The organism is Sporolactobacillus shoreicorticis (assembly GCF_024125445.1).
Lineage (GTDB): Bacteria > Bacillota > Bacilli > Bacillales > Sporolactobacillaceae > Sporolactobacillus > Sporolactobacillus shoreicorticis.
In genome coordinates, this window is the sequence record NZ_JAMXWM010000023.1 from 1 (window position 1) to 15,743 (window position 15,743).

A 15,743-nucleotide genomic window follows, 5' to 3' on the forward strand; every position below is an offset into this window, starting at 1 on the left:
CCTTCACCTTTGTCAGAGTCTTAGCGAAGCCAAGTTTTAGCAATATCAGTATAAAAAAAGGAAGAGGAGCTTCGACTAAGTTCACTTACGCCCATCAATGTCGAAACCACCACATCCTGTGCAAGTTTCGCCAGCGTCAAGGACTTGGCCTCGCCAAATTTTTCTAACAGGTAAAGAAAATTTGTCGCTTTGCCTTGTTGATACGACAATCAACGGCATAAGCTACTGATTTCCACTCCGCACTGATCGACTTATCGGTTTGGCGAGCAGGTTAAGCGCCCAATCTGAGAAATAAACGGAAAAATTCCGCTTAATTAAAAAAAGAATGAAAAAATTGCTTAAATAGACGGAGAAATTCCGTTTATCGAATTGAAAAACGTGAAAATGGAGGGTTTTGTTTTGCATAAGCAGAAAAATTCCCCTTATGTACCCGCAAAAAAACGCCATGATTCATATAACCGGAAAATCTCCGCTTATTTTATACGGAGAAACGCGAAAGCCATCGCATCCTACGGAAGTAAGGATCGAGCGCTTTTTGCCCGGTTTTTCTTATCTGTAAATTAATAGGGGAAGAGGAGAATGGATGGTAACTATTGAAAAGGCAGGTATTGATGCAGGCGGAACGCTATGCAAGGTTGCGATGCAGACTGAAAAAGGGTGGGTGTATCAATCATTTCCTACCAAGCAGATGAAAGAGTGCATCAGATGGCTGAATACACATTGCGTACACCGTCATCTTTGCATTACCGGAGGCAAAGCGAGCATAATCCGGGCGAAACTTAAACGACAGGATTTGACACTCATCCCAGAGTTCTCTGCCTCATGTGCCGGGGCCCGGGAGCTGCTTAACAATGAAGGACATACCAGCCTCGGGGATTTCATCCTTACAAATGTCGGAACCGGAACGTCACTAAATCACGTTAAAGGAATGAAACAGGAGTGGATGGGTGGAACAGGAGTTGGGGGAGGGACACTAATAGGGCTGTCGGGACTGCTTACAGGCGTTTACGATTATTCGAAATTGATTCAGTGTGCTGAGCATGGAAAAAGAGATTCAATTGATTTAACGGTGGCACGAATCTATGAAGGTGAGACACCGCCGATTCCCGGTGATCTGACTGCAAGTAACTTTGGAGCTGCATCCGCCGAATCAATCTCCCCATCTCCGGCCGATCAGGTTGCCTCGGTAATTGGACTCGTTGCTGAGACCGTTACCTCGCTTAGTGTCTTGGCTGCACAAAAAGCTGAAGTAAAAACGGTCGTTTATATCGGGAGCTCCTTTGTCGATAATTCTTTGCTTCAGGGTATTGTCACTCGCTATAGCAGGCAATGGGGCTTAACACCAATTATTCCGGAACATGGATCATTTTGCGGGGCTATAGGTGCTGCTCTCTCATAATGGTCTTGTTAAAAAATAAAAATGATGTTGTTTTACCATCATTTAATCATTTTCACAAAAAAACACCTATCGCTGAAAAACAGGATAGGCGGCTGACATAGTTTAGAAATGATTAGTTTTCATCATTCGGAATGTCGATTTCAACGAACTGAACATCATTTAAGTCTTCAATACTGAGCAATTCATCGCGAAGGCCGTCCGGTACGGGTTTATCAACAGTAAGGACCATGACTGCTTTACCGCCGATTGTTTGCCGGCCGACGTACATGCTGCCGATGTTGATGCTGCCTTTTCCAAGAATTGATCCGACGTTTCCGATCATGCCGGGTACGTCCATGTGATCAATATAGAGCAGGTATTTTTCCGGTTCCATATCAAGACGATAACCATTGATGGAAACAATGCGCCCGCCAAATCCAGTTAAATACGTGCAGGCGATCGTTGCTTTATCGTCGCCATTTACGATCTCCAGTTCGATAAAGTTCGTGAACCCTTTATGAGCCGCATTTTTTTGTACGCTGTATGAGAGGCTGTGCGCCTTGAGTACTTGCATGACATTGACGATATTGATTGAAGAATCCAAGTAATAGGAAAGCAGTGCTTTAATCATTTGACGAGTGAGCAGCCCTGTATCTTCTAAAAAGAGCTCGCCATAGTAATTAATGTTTATTTTATTTGGTGCTTTTTTGAAAACCTGCATCAAAAATTCGGCCATTTGTTCACTTAATGTGAGATAGGGACGGATTTTCTGCTGTACGGACGCTGAAATATGCGGCAGGTTAATGGCATGCTGCACACTTCCCGAAGTAAAGATACCGACAATTTCTTCACTAACTGATTCAGCAACTTTTTCTTGTGCTTCGGTGGTTGATGCACCGAGATGTGGTGTAACAATGATGCGCGGATTCCGAGTAAGTCCGGCATTTTCAGGCGGTTCATGTTCGAATACATCAATCGCTGCCCCGGCAACTTGACCGCTGTTTACAGCATCGACAAGCGCTTGTTCCTCAATGATACCGCCGCGCGCACAATTAATGATGCGGACGCCTTTTTTGGTTTTAGCAAAATAATCGGCGTTGATCAGACCGCGTGTCTCAGCGGTTAGCGGAGTATGAACGGTAATGAAATCGGCTTGCTCCGCAATTTCATCCAAGCTTGCTTTAATAATTCCCAATTTCTTCGCACGATCTTCGGTTAGAAACGGATCGTAGCCGAGAATGTTCATTTGAAAACCTTTTGCCCGTTTGGCCACTTCGGTACCGATCCTGCCCATGCCAACAACGCCTAGCGTTTTTTGGTAGAGTTCGACCCCCTTGAAAAGTTTGCGTTCCCACTTACCTGAAGTAAGCGATCCGTAAGCCTGAGGGATGTTGCGAGCAAGCGACAGCATCATTGCCATTGTGTGTTCCGTTGCAGCAATTGTGTTGCCTGCCGGCGCATTAATGACAATGATTCCTTTTTCAGTAGCGGCTTCAATGTCGATATTGTCGACGCCGACACCTGCGCGGGCGATTACTTTCATCCGGTCGGCAGCTTGAATGATTTCGCGGGTCACTTGTGTTTGACTGCGTACAATCAGTGCATCATAATCTTTAATCACTTCAACGAGAACCGCAGGATCCAGACCGGTCTGCTGATCAACTTGAAATTCTTGATTACTTGTTAAGGCATTCAGGCCGTTCTCGCTGATTGGATCAGTAACAATAACCTTATACATTTTCTGCATAGACCTCCTCAGCCTTTCTTACTGCCGCACCGAATCGAGGCGCCTGTCCGAATTTTGCAAGCGTCAGCTCGAGTGCGCTCAATACTTTAAGAATGTCGAACGGTGTGCAGTAGCCCATATGTCCAATACGGAAAATTTTTCCTTTAAGATCCTTTTGACCGCCGGCAATGGTAATGGAAAAGTTTTTTTTCAATGCTTTTTGAATATCCGGAGCAGAAATACCTTCCGGCTTAACGGCCGTAACGGTTGGCGAAGCATCTTCTTCGGTTGTCAGAAGCGGCAGACCAAGTTCGCGAATTCCGGCACGCATCATGTCGCGCAGAAGCACATGACGCTTGACCACGTTATTCCAACCTTCTTCTTCAATCATGTCGCAAACGGCTTGAGCGCCCTGAATGAGTGAGACAGCCGGAGTGAACGGTGTTGATTTTTGTTTTTCATAAGTATCGACATAGCGTTTCAGGTCGAGATAGAAACGCCTTTCCGGACATTCGCGAATTGCTTTCAATCCTCGATCGCTGAATGCGGCGAATGCAAGACCCGGCGGAAGCATCAGTGCTTTTTGTGAACTTGTGACGAGAATATCAATATGATCACTTTCCATATCAACCGGGACGGCACCGATGCAGCTGACACCGTCTACGATGAATAGAGCACCGGTTTTTTCTTTGACAACTTTTCCAAGCGCGTGAATCGGATTCAGAACGCCTGTTGAGGTTTCATTGAATGTTCCGAATACCGCTTTGACTGGTGTTCCTTCAAGGGTATCGATAAATGCTGCAAGCTGTTCCGGTGAACAGGATTTGCCCCATTCAATGTTTAAGCGGTGCACTGTTGCGCCATAATTTTCCGCAATCGAAGCAAGGCGATCACCGAATGATCCAGCAACGATGACGACTGCATGGTCGCCTTCGTGAATTGTATTCACAACTGCTGCTTCAAGCGCCGACGTACCGCTGCTGGTTAAAATCATGACAGGATGCTTTGTTCCGAAAATAGGCTGAAGCCGTGTGGCGACATCTTCAATCAGTATGGAGAAGTCCGGACTCCGATGTCCAATCATCGGACGTGCCATTGCGGTGTTGACTTGATTTGGAATAGGGGTCGGTCCGGGTGTAAACAAATACGTCTGATTTAAAAACAATTGACTCATCCTTCCTGTTTCTCTTTAATTTGTGAAGCAGCGCCATAGTGATCGCCGGTTTCCTGAAAAAATAAAAACGTCCCCCGCAGCATGATTTACATACTGCGAGGGACGTTGGTATTCGCGGTGCCACCCTCATTTACCGACAAAAAAGTCGGCCTTCGTTGGAATCGATAACGGCTTTAAACCGAACCTGCATACACACTACTGCTCTTTACTTTGCAGCAATTTTCCGCCGATTTGTTTCGGAGTGCTCAATTGACTGTGAATTGTACCGGCTTTCAGCCTAATGCCGACTCTCTGAGAACGAATTCCCAATCAATGCTGTCTCCATCATCACAATTGTCATGATTAGAATGATTAACTTATTGTGACCAAATTGTAACAGCTATCTGATTGTTTGTAAAGAAAAATATTTTGATTTCTTCAGAACTATTGGAAGGTCTAATTATTTGCTTGGTTCAGCCGATGTTTCAAAAATTGCCTGTTCAAGAATCTGAAGAAAGCATTTCATGTCGTCCATTTTGCCGATCGTAACCCTTACCCCGTCCTGAAAAGGGTTTATTAGGAACCCTTTTTTCTTGCAATACAGAGCTACCTGTTTCGGTTCGGCAACTTTAATATAGATGAAATTTGCCTGAGTACCATAGTAGGAAATGCCTTTTTTATCGAGAAAAGCGGTTATCACCGACAGAACCTCGTTATTTTTAAGCACACATGCATCTTTGAAACAGTTGTCCTTAAGCGCGGCAAGGGCAGCAACTTGACTTAACCTCGGGTTGTTGAAAGGAGGACGCACTTTGCCGATTTCTTCGACAACGGGCAGACTGCCGATCGCATAGCCGATTCGGAAGGAGGCAAGCCCATACGATTTAGAGAATGTCCGAAGCACAAGTACATTTTCATTTGTCGCAAGATAGTCTAAGCCATTTGGAAAGTCCTTCGCTGTAACAAAATCAATATAGGCTTCGTCAATGACAATCAGCACGTGTTTAGGAACTGCTTGAATAAACTGATCCAGTTCGGATTTCGCTAAATAGGTGCCGGTCGGATTGTTTGGGTTGCAGATCCAAATGACCTTCGTTGTTTCGTCAATGGCCTCAAGCATCGCTTGCCAGTCATGTTTGCCGTTTTTGTCACAAGGTATTTTTTTTGTCGTGGCACCTTCAATTTGAGCATGGCAGTAATATTCATAAAAGGTCGGCCAGGCCATGATCATGCTGCTGTCCGAGTCAAGAAATGCACGGCTGATTAAGACAATCATTTCATCCAGGCCGGCTCCAAAGAGAAAACGATCCTCTTTTACCCCCAGCCTTCGTGAAAGTTCATACCTGAGTTCAGTATTTTGGCAGTCCGGATAAAGCTCAGGAAGCAGAGCATCCTGAGTGATTGCTTTGCGTACATTCGGCGATGCGCCGTACACATTCTCATTGGAGTCTAATTTTACTATGCGCTTCAAACCATACTTCTTTTTTATTCTATCAACCGATGGGCCGGGATCATAAGCCCTTAATTTTTCAAGATTTTTCTTAAACATAGATACCGCTCCTCATATTTTCCGGATCAAAACATTTCTCCTACCACATTATTCGGTTATAGGACTTATGCCACCAAGATACAGGCAGCTTTAATAGTGGTGATGTGAAACAATCATGTTGTTAAAACTGTTTGTTTGATGAACTTTTCAGCATTCCAAAAAACGTGAAAAGCCAATAAATAAACCACACCTTAATGTTAACAAAATCTGCTGCATCAAGGATTCTGGAGCTTTTTTACCTATTACATTTAATCATGGAAAACTTTAAATGTAAAGAGAACCTTAGCAGAGTCAGCATCTGTAAAAGGGGCAGATAAATAACTTGTTTACCAGAATGGGTGATGCATTGATTTATCGTACATGAATAGATGCGTAAAATGGAACAAGAAACAAAAATAGAAAACGTTTGCAGAAAATTATTTTCAAATGTAAGCGTTTGATGTACAATAGAATTATAGATGAAGGAGGGGATTACGAATGGCAGAGAGTCAATGTATTGTTCGTATTCAGTCAGCCTATCCGCACTTGAGTGAGAAAGAACGCAGAATTGCTGATTATATTTTAAATAACCCAAAGGAAACGATTCACAGCAGTATTAATCAAGTTTCGGCGAGGATTAAGGTAGCGGATGCAACTGTTTTTCGTTTTTGCCGCCGATTAGATTTTAAGGGATTTCAAGAAATGAAAATAGTGCTTGCCTCTGATATTGCGCGAAATAAGCGCTTTGGAGAAATGCCCAAGACGAGACAAGACGATGTCTTAAATTTAGCCGAACAAGTGTTTCAAGACAACATCCGTACATTGGAAAATACGTATCAGATTTTAAATAGTGAATGCTTTAAACAAGCTGTTTCCATTTTAGCACACTCACAACGAATTGCATTTTTCGGGAGCAGCGGTTCAGCCTTGATTGCTCAGGAAGCGCATAGAAAATTTGTGCGAGCAGGGATCATGACCTACGCTCCGAGTGACGGAGAGTTTCAAATGTTGTCGGCCTCACAACTGACTGAGCGTGATGCTGCAGTATTTATTTCATACTCTGCTTCAGATAAGCACCTTGTTCAAGTTGCTAAAACGGTGAAACAAAAACGTTGTCCGGCGATTGGAATCACGGGATTTATGAAATCGTTGCTTGCAGAACTGATGGACGTCTCACTGCACACAGTCTCTGTTCCGACTGATTTCAGATCTGAATCCTATACGGCACGCGCTGCTCAGATGACTTTAATTGATGCGCTTTTTGTCAGTGTTATGAAGCAGCGTCAAAAACTGCAGTTGATGGACAATCATCAGCAGGATGCACTGTTACAGGGATGATTCCGACATGTATTACAAACGATTACAATGGATGGTATCTGATTGCTGGTCATTGGGAATTCATGACTAGAAACAGGACGTATAAACCGCCAAGAATAGCGGCAAATAAAAAAATAAACCCCCAGCCAATTTTTACTTTCATCAAAAAGCCTCCTCATTTGCTCTTAGTTTGAGCAGATGAGGAGGTTTCTATTTATGGCCTTGAGAAGAAAAAATTGTTCGCAAGTATTTTTAAATTATTTGGCAGATACGATATGTGTCTGCACGCCGTCGTTCACCGGTTTCAAGATAATACATTCGTAATCTTGGAACCTTTTTTGCAGGGAATCGCATAAATACGTGCTTTTGTTTCGATCAACCAGTGACATGACTGTTGGCCCTGCACCGCTTAGAAAGGTACCGTATGCTCCGTTTTTTCGTGCTATATGCGTGATCTCATCCATATCAGGGATCAGTTTTGCACGGTATGGCTGGTGAAATTTGTCGCTCTCCATCATTTTGCCTGCGGACACTCCGTCCCCGCTCAGCAGAGATGCCACCAGTACATTGCCGATACTGCTCGCTTCGATGGCTTGCTTGAAGGGCAATGCTTCAGGCAGGACTTTGCGTGCCTCGCTTGTTTTTAATTCGAAGTTGGGAATGACCGTCACCAAATCAAATTTTGGAGCAGGCAGGCGCACACTGACTACCTTTGTTTTCGATTGTGTCGAGATAACCATTCCACCGTAGAGTGAAGCCGTGACATTATCAGGATGACCTTCGGCCTGGCAGGCAATCCATGACTTGTCCTCCGGAGAGAGGTTGAGATCGAGCAGAACATCAGCAAGCTCAATGCCTGCGATGATGGCAGATCCACTGCTGCCCAGACCGCGTGAGAGCGGAATATCGTTAAACACATCCACAGAGTAGGCAGGCAGTGTCTTTCCATGCTCGTCAGCAATCTTTTTTGCCGTAACATAAATCAGATTGCTTTCTAGTGCAGGTCGAAACGAGGGCTGATTCACATAATGGAAAGCCCATGATTCTGCCTTGACCGCCTCTAAGCGCAGATAACGCCCGACCGCCAGACCAATCGAGTCGAATCCCGGTCCAAGATTAGCCGTGCTTCCCGGCACTCTTATTTGAAATGCCAGCGGCTTGCTCATTTGGACACCTGCTGGAGATGATCGACAACTGCAGAAGCTTCGGCACCGATAATTGTCGGTTCAATCGTCAGCGTATTCATTGCCGTAGTCGGATCTTTCAAGCCGTTTCCGGTCAATATACAGACGATTTTCGAACCTTTTTTAATTTTTCCTGCGGCAATGTGTTTCATTAAGCCGGCGACAGATGCACAGGAAGCAGGCTCAGCAAAAACGCCTTCAGTTCGAGCGATCAACTTGTATGCAGCAATAATCTCTTCGTCGGTTACCGAGTCAATTTCTCCGCCTGACTCTTTCTCAGCAGCGACTGCAAGCTTCCAGCTGGCCGGATTGCCGATTCGAATCGCGGTCGCAATTGTTTCGGGATTTTCAATGACTTTGTTTTTGACAATTGCTGCGGAACCTTCTGCTTCGAATCCGTGAATTTCCGGAGCGGCAATCTGTTTCTTGTCACGCAGTTCTTTAAAGCCTTTCCAGTATGCAGAGATATTTCCGGCATTACCGACAGGGATACAGAGCACGTCCGGAGCGCCGTCCAATTGATCAACAATTTCGTAAGCGCCCGTCTTCTGTCCCTCAAGTCGAAACGGATTAATCGAGTTGACAATGGTAAAATCAGAGTGAGCACCCGTATAACGTACGATATCCAATGCTTGATCAAAATTTCCGTTGACTTCAAAGATCTTTGCGCCGTACATGACGGATTGTGCGAGTTTGCCTAAAGCAATTTTGCCTTTAGGAATAACAATGATGCAGTCCATTCCTGCGCGCGCACTGTAGGCGGCAGCAGATGCCGATGTGTTTCCTGTCGAGGCACAGATGACACCTGTGCTTCCGCTTTCCTTTGCCTTTGCAACGGCGAGAAACATGCCTCGGTCTTTAAAACTTCCTGTTGGGTTTAGACCTTCGAATTTTCCATAAATTTCGCAGCCTAATTGCTCAGACAGTTTTTCAAGTGGAATAAGCGGTGTGTTTCCTTCAAGCAAAGTCAATCGAGGTGTTTTATCCGTAACCGGCAAAACATCCTTATACGTTTCCATTAAACCTTTCCAAACCATGATTTTAACCCCTTTCAACACGGAAATATTTAGCGTTCACAATAACATCCAACTGTTTCAGCATATCAAATGATTTTTCAAAAAGTACTTTGTTTGTGACGTGAGTGACAAGAGCAACTTCTGCAACATCACGCCCCGGAATCGGTTCCTGATAAAGCTTTTCGAGGTTGATCTGCTGCTCCCTAAAAAGATCAGTCAGCTTTGAGAATGAACCGGGTTCGTCTTTCATATGCATGCGAACAAAGAATTGACTCTCAACAAGATTATCTTTGCGGGCGTGCAATTCTTTTTTCGGTAAAAAAATATGATTACCGGTAACGCCAAGCGAGATATTGCGGACAACTGAAAGAAGATCCGAAACTACTGATACCGCGGTCGGTCCTTCGCCCGCTCCGGCCCCATAATACATGGTTTCGCCGAGAGCGGAACTATAAACGTAGATCGCATTGTTTTCATTCTCTACTGCGGCGAGCGGATGGCCGTCCGGAAGAAGCGTCGGTTCGACGCGTACATCAATATCGCCGTTATTGACTTCGGAGATGCCGACCAACTTAATCGTATACCCTAGCCTTTTAGCAAAAACAATATCTTCACGCGTCACATCAGTGATCCCTTTAATTTTCACATCGTCCAGTTTCACAGGAATAGAATAGGCGAGATGACTTAAAATGACCATTTTTCGAGCAGCATCCAGGCCCTCAACATCCGAAGTCGGATCCGCTTCGGCAAACCCCAGCTTTTGGGCAGATGCGAGCGCTTTTTCATAGGACAGGCCGTCCCCGCTCATTTTGCTCAAAATATAGTTGGTCGTCCCGTTTACAATTCCGATCAATTTCTGAATACGATCAGCTGCCAGACCGTCGGTCAGTGTCCTTAAAATAGGAATGCCGCCGGCAACACTCGCTTCGTAATAAAGATCGCAATGATTCGCTTTTGCTTCTAAGAGTAATTCTTCCCCGTAAGAAGCCATAAGATCTTTATTGGCAGTAATGACGTTTTTCTTATTTTTAAGCGCTCGCAGAATATATTGATACGTTTGATCTACGCCGCCAATCAATTCAATAATTACATTTATTTCTGGATGGTCAAGAATTTCATAGACATCTGTGGTTAAGTTTCGGTTATCGATGAGCACTTTTCTCGGCCTGTTTTTGTTTCGAACGAGTACTTTTTCCAGATGAATTTCGCAACCTGTGCGTTTTTCAAGCCGTTCTTTGTCTTTGGTAAGCAATCTGACAACGCCCGTTCCGACTGTTCCGAATCCAAGCAAGCCTACGGACACCTTCTTCAATTCTCATCACTCCTCATATGCACACGCGGCTAATGTGCTCACGTGATCACAGATTAAGGCGCAGGCAGCATGTTAACGAAACTGTCCGCACTTTTCTATTTTTCAGTAAAATAACGTACAACGTTATGTATCTTGCATTATAACCCGAAGCTTGAGCAACAACAAGACAATTTTTCTTGGCAATTGTGTCTGCCCGAGCTGAGAAAACGTCATGAGTTTTCGCCGCCCGCTAATTAGAAAAGGGTTATGAGCGAAAACGATTGAAAAATATAGTTATGGGGTTGACCGTCAGTGAAAAATACGTTACGATAAATGCCAATCGTCAATCGTTTAATAAATTAAAGTGTTGATAGGGACTTGTCATGTGAGAAAGGTTTGTAGAGAATCGGGAATGGTGAAAACCCGGTAGCCGGCACATGAACATACCACCCTTGAGTGTCTGTCTGAAAACATTAGGACAGAACGAGTGCCGGTCACTTGTTACAAAAATGACTGATCTCAAGCTTGAGGATACAGTTACCGAGCCAATATTTGTGAAAACATTGGGAAGCCGGGTGGAACGTGAAAAGCCAAACCTTTTCGCCCCTGCACATTTATTTGTGCGGGACGAAAAGGTTTTTTGTTTTTTAATGATAGTAGCAATCAAATGGCAGATATGTGTGATACATAGGTGAAATGAGGGTGAGCGAGAATGGAACAGAACATGAACGTCGAATTAACGAATCAGGATGAGCTGTATGATTATCTTTCAAATGCGCTGGGAGGCAGGGATCGTTACACAAAAAAGGTCTGCGTGACGCGTCATGCAGATACAACCGCTGTCACATATGAGCTTGCAAAGACAAAGGCAGCAAGCAGTGCTCATGAATTAAAACAAACCGACCCGCAAAGTGATTGCGAACTCGTGACGATATGTCTGTTGCTCTCATCAGAAGCGGATGCTTGCCATGTCAGCCATTTGATCTCAAAGTATCAAGCTACGTTCACTGACATCAGAGATTCAACATACATTGTGACGGCTGTCGCATCTGCGAGACAGATTGATGCGTTAATCAGCGCCCTTCTTCCTCATGGGGTGACGGCTATGTCCCGAACAGGCATTGGACAAGACAATGCTGATCCTTATCTTGTAAAAAATAAACGATTAGAGAAAAACAAAGCTCGATCAGTACCGGCCGCTGATCATTTATTTATTCTTTCTTTTTAGCTGTCTGCGCCATAAGGGTCTTAACAATTTCTGCGGCACTGTTTTGAAGATCTGGGCGCATGCTCAGTCTGCTCGTATCAAAACGTTGATAGCTCGGCGTTTCCTTCGCTGCCCGCTTCTTTAAGGCTGCGATCAGGTTGCGGTAGGCGGGACTGTCTCCCTGATCGATCGCTGATTCAACTTTATCGACTTCATTTGTCTTATCGAGGCGCATGATCCAATAAATAATTGCAGCCGTTATGTGTTCGCAAAATGGAGCAGTTGACGTGCAGCCGCAATGTGCGGTCATTGTGCCGATATTTGTGGGAAAAGTCGCTTCGGATTGCTCGACATTCCAGTAAATGTCGATCTGAAAAAAAGTGCTGTGGATGTCTTCGACACTAGCGTGCAATCCTTGATTCGACGCATGATAATCCCATACTCGATGCTTGTCGTACAGCATTAGACCCCGTTCGAATGCATTTTGCTGCGTTTTTGCCGCATAATCAGCAAGCCATCCGGCCAGTCTGGCATTGCGAAACATAAGTCTGCGCACCATTACACCACTCCTTCATGTAATTGAATCAGATTTAACAGTTCCTGATCGCTCATTTCTGTCAGCCACGACTCTCCGCCACTGAGAATCTGTTTCTGCAGGCTTTTTTTTCGTTCAATCAGCCGGTCGATTCTCTCTTCAAGTGTTCCTTCGCAAATCAGTTTATAGACATAGACGTTGTGTTCTTGACCAATCCGGTAGGCTCTGTCAGTAGCCTGTTCTTCGACAGCCGGATTCCACCAGCGGTCATAGTGGATCACGTATCCTGCCTCTGTCAAATTAATTCCCACCCCGCCGGCCTTAAGTGAAAGGATGAAAAGTGTTTTCTTATGATTAGGACTCTGAAATTTGTCGATCATTTTCTGACGCTGTTCGGCATTTAAGGCACCGTTAAGAAAGAAAACAGCAGCGTCCGGATATTTTCGCTGCACTTCTTCAAGCAAAAGTTTTCCCATTTTTACATATTGCGTAAAAAGAAGAACCTTCTCATCTTGTTCAAATAGAGGATCAAGTATTTGAAACAATAGATCAAGTTTACCGGACGACCAGTCACCGGCCGCGGATGGATCGCTAACTAATGAAGGATGATCGCAAACTTGCTTCAGTTTGGTCAATGTCGACAAGATCAGTCCTTTTCTCTGAATCCCGCCTGTCTCCGCAACGTTTTTCTTCAACCTGTTTACTATGGATTGATAAAGGGACGCTTGATTTTTGGTTAAGTTGCAGATTCGTGTTGCTTCCACCTTTTCGGGTAGGTCACGAATAATTTTCTTATCAGTTTTCTCACGACGCAGGAGAAAGGGGCGAATCATTTGTGTGAGCTGGCGCGCTTTGGAACGGTTATTCTTTTTCTCAATCGGATGAATAAACTGCGCGCGAAAACGTTCAAGTGATCCGAGGTAGCCCGGATTCAAAAAATTCATGATCGACCAGAGTTCCTCAAGGCGATTTTCAATCGGCGTACCAGTCAATACAAGACGATGCGCGGTCTTAATCGGGCGAAGTGCCCGTGTTTTCTGTGCCCGCGGATTTTTGATTGCCTGTGCTTCATCAAGAATGACACAACTCCAATTGTAGGCCAGCATTTCGCCTGCTTCTTTTGTGTAGATGGCATAGCTGGTCACGATGACATCGCAGGCACGAAGACGCTCATGGAACGCTTTTCCGCGCAACCGGTTCGTACCATGATGAATATACAGATCAAGCTGAGGGGAAAATGCTGCGCATTCATGATTCCAGTTTGCAACCAGCGAAGTCGGACAAATAATCAAGGCAGGTCCTTTTGGGTGTGTGGAATCGGACGGTGCCTCTTCGGGATGCTGTTTGCAATAATCGAGATAGGCGATCGCTTGAACCGTTTTGCCCAGTCCCATATCATCGGCGAGACAGCCACCGACATGCTGACGGCGTAAATTAACAAGCCATGTATAGCCTCGTTTCTGGTACGAACGTAGACTGCCGACAAATGTATCAGGCACTGGGACGCTGCGAGAAGGCTTCTTTAATAATTGACTCAGATAATTGCCGATTTCAGAATCAATATTCATTTTGATTCTGCCATTTCGTTTGCGTCGTCGTGTTGCTTCGATTTTTATTGCTGCAGAAACACTCGGTTTCGTATCAAATAAGCTGAGTGCATCTTCCATCTCTTCGTAAGCCTTCATCATTTGATGAACAGGCAAATGAATCCACTGATTTCCTTGATGGATAAACGGCTGATTGGCACGGACCAGTTGCCTGAATTTTTCAGTGCTTAGTTGAATATCTCCGATTGCAATGCGCCAATCATAAGTAATTAACGAATCCAAGCTGAAAAGTGATGTTTCGCTTCCGCTTTTTTTCTGATGAATGTCCAAATCAACAGTTACTGACGGAGCATCTTGAATCGCGACATTTTCAGGAAAGACGACAAGAATAGAAGCATCTGCAAGGATATCCTCATACTGATAGAGATCTGAGAGTTCATGTATTGACAGGCAACCGTCGGAGACTCCTTTGAACAATGAAACAATTGATTCCGGTATTTGCCCTTTAATTAGATTCAAGCGTTTAGATAACCAGTTTTCCTGGCTGAGAGAAGCCGGAATGGCAACCTCTTCAGGCGAACGCTCTGCACGTCTGCCATTTTGCCAGCCGCAAATTTTGATTGTATAGTCCCAAATGGACGATACAGAAAACAAGTCATCTGCATTTGCAGGTTTAAGAATAAGGTTTGCTTCTTCGGGAACAAAATAGGCTTCCATTTGTTCGCGTTTATAGTTCAACAATGCCTGTGCCCATGAATCGGATTGTGCGGATGCAACCGGGCGAACCCAGCCGGCCAGTTCAAATTCTAATTGATCCATCTGTTCAATCTGTTGCGGGTCATGAAGAACCATCCATGGTTTGTCTGTTCCGATAAGAGGATTACCGTTTTCAATCTGATTCAGGAATGCATCATGATCTATTTTCTTTAATTCGATTGGCTGATTTAATGTTGCTTTCTGAGCGGAACGAATCATGGTATTCAACCAGTAAATGACAACTAGGTAGACCCATTGCTGTACTCTTTGGTCCTGCAGTTCATCTATTGAAAAGGCGAGACGCGGCAGTCGGCTCAGCCAGTCGGCAAACAAACCGCTTTCAGCGAGAACGCGTGCATCGGGTATCCAATGACAGAAATAGCATTGTTCCTCTTTTCCGCGTTTCAAATGATAGAAAAAGGGATAAAAAAGTCCGTTTTCTAATAAACTGTCTACAGCTTCTGATAGTTGACGAAACCACTGTACTGTGAGTCCAGGGAAAATACCTAGTTGATCTTCCCGGATAGCCCCGTCGTGAATCAAGCGGAAGACTCCGGCCATCGGCATAATGACCCCGTCAACGTCAGCGTCACTTTTATCATCAATAAACTTCGCTCTGTAAGGGAAAAAAGGATATGCAGATGTTTCGCTCAGCCATCCGGGAACCTGCTTCTTGTCTGCAGAACGGCTCGGAAAAGGCAGGACTTCGCCGTTTATGTCGGTAAACCAGAGAAAAAAATTCCATGAATTTTCAATATGAGGAATAAAAGTCATTTGAAGAAATCGATCCATTAAATAAGATCCCCTTAAAAAATAGGTAATGTTAAACGATCATGTTCTTTAATGGCTCATCAAACCGGCAAATGAACAATTAATAAATCGTACGAACAACAAAATCTTTTAACAAAGCCAAAAAGTAAAAATTGAAAATCAAGTTCCGTTATTATTTATATAGAAACAACCGGTCACAGATTCAATGATCTGCCCAGTTAATAGTTGCGTTTGTGTAAAATTACTATCCTATAAGTGTATCATAGCGATCATTAAGAAGATACTTCAATTTCTGACAATCAGATGATGCGATGGATAAGCGCATGCATTTTTA

The 15,743-nt window shown here is 44.3% G+C and carries 11 protein-coding genes; 3 read left to right on the top strand and 8 right to left on the bottom strand.

Annotated features, from left to right (window positions below; all coding sequences use genetic code 11):
- Positions 1–583 precede the first annotated feature (583 nt).
- Positions 584–1,399 (top strand): type II pantothenate kinase, encoded by an 816-nt coding sequence (coaW, locus tag NIE88_RS16010; RefSeq protein WP_253063648.1) that lies wholly within the window; start codon positions 584–586, stop codon positions 1,397–1,399.
- 112 nt (positions 1,400–1,511) lie between these two features.
- Here the strand turns inward: coaW and serA are convergent, their stop codons facing one another.
- The 3 genes from serA to hisC form a co-directional block, all read right to left on the bottom strand.
- Positions 1,512–3,116 (bottom strand): phosphoglycerate dehydrogenase, encoded by a 1,605-nt coding sequence (gene serA, locus NIE88_RS16015; protein ID WP_253063649.1) that lies wholly within the window; start codon positions 3,114–3,116, stop codon positions 1,512–1,514.
- Positions 3,109–4,278, bottom strand: a complete 1,170-nt coding sequence (locus NIE88_RS16020; protein ID WP_253063650.1) for a pyridoxal-phosphate-dependent aminotransferase family protein — start codon at positions 4,276–4,278, stop codon at positions 3,109–3,111. Before NIE88_RS16020 ends, serA begins: the two co-directional genes overlap by 8 nt.
- 439 nt (positions 4,279–4,717) lie before the next feature.
- Positions 4,718–5,806, bottom strand: a complete 1,089-nt coding sequence (hisC, locus tag NIE88_RS16025; RefSeq protein WP_253063651.1) for a histidinol-phosphate transaminase — start codon at positions 5,804–5,806, stop codon at positions 4,718–4,720.
- Between the two features lie 477 nt (positions 5,807–6,283).
- Between hisC and NIE88_RS16030 the strand changes: the two genes are divergently transcribed.
- A complete protein-coding gene (locus tag NIE88_RS16030; RefSeq protein WP_253063652.1) occupies positions 6,284–7,123 on the top strand; it encodes a MurR/RpiR family transcriptional regulator in 840 nt (279 codons plus the stop codon).
- A 236-nt stretch (positions 7,124–7,359) separates the two neighbouring features.
- Here the strand turns inward: NIE88_RS16030 and thrB are convergent, their stop codons facing one another.
- The 3 genes from thrB to NIE88_RS16045 are packed head-to-tail and all read right to left on the bottom strand — an operon-like array spanning position 7,360 to position 10,614.
- A complete protein-coding gene (gene thrB, locus NIE88_RS16035) occupies positions 7,360–8,268 on the bottom strand; it encodes a homoserine kinase (RefSeq protein ID WP_253063654.1) in 909 nt (302 codons plus the stop codon).
- Positions 8,265–9,323, bottom strand: a complete 1,059-nt coding sequence (thrC, locus tag NIE88_RS16040; protein ID WP_253063656.1) for a threonine synthase — start codon at positions 9,321–9,323, stop codon at positions 8,265–8,267. Before thrC ends, thrB begins: the two co-directional genes overlap by 4 nt.
- A 4-nt stretch (positions 9,324–9,327) precedes the next feature.
- Entirely contained in the window at positions 9,328–10,614 is a 1,287-nt protein-coding gene (locus NIE88_RS16045) for a homoserine dehydrogenase (protein ID WP_253063658.1), read from the bottom strand.
- Between the two features lie 691 nt (positions 10,615–11,305).
- Here NIE88_RS16045 and NIE88_RS16050 point away from each other — a divergent pair.
- A complete protein-coding gene (locus NIE88_RS16050) occupies positions 11,306–11,821 on the top strand; it encodes a hypothetical protein (protein ID WP_253063659.1) in 516 nt (171 codons plus the stop codon).
- Here NIE88_RS16050 and NIE88_RS16055 read toward each other — a convergent pair.
- Together NIE88_RS16055 and NIE88_RS16060 are read right to left on the bottom strand one after the other, a co-directional pair.
- Positions 11,805–12,359, bottom strand: a complete 555-nt coding sequence (locus NIE88_RS16055) for a hypothetical protein (RefSeq protein WP_253063661.1) — start codon at positions 12,357–12,359, stop codon at positions 11,805–11,807. The genes NIE88_RS16050 and NIE88_RS16055 overlap by 17 nt on opposite strands.
- Positions 12,359–15,430 carry a DEAD/DEAH box helicase gene (locus NIE88_RS16060; RefSeq protein ID WP_253063663.1) on the bottom strand — a complete coding sequence of 1,024 codons (3,072 nt, stop codon included), beginning with the start codon at positions 15,428–15,430 and terminating at the stop codon, positions 12,359–12,361. Before NIE88_RS16060 ends, NIE88_RS16055 begins: the two co-directional genes overlap by 1 nt.
- Between the last annotated feature and the right edge of the window lie 313 nt (positions 15,431–15,743).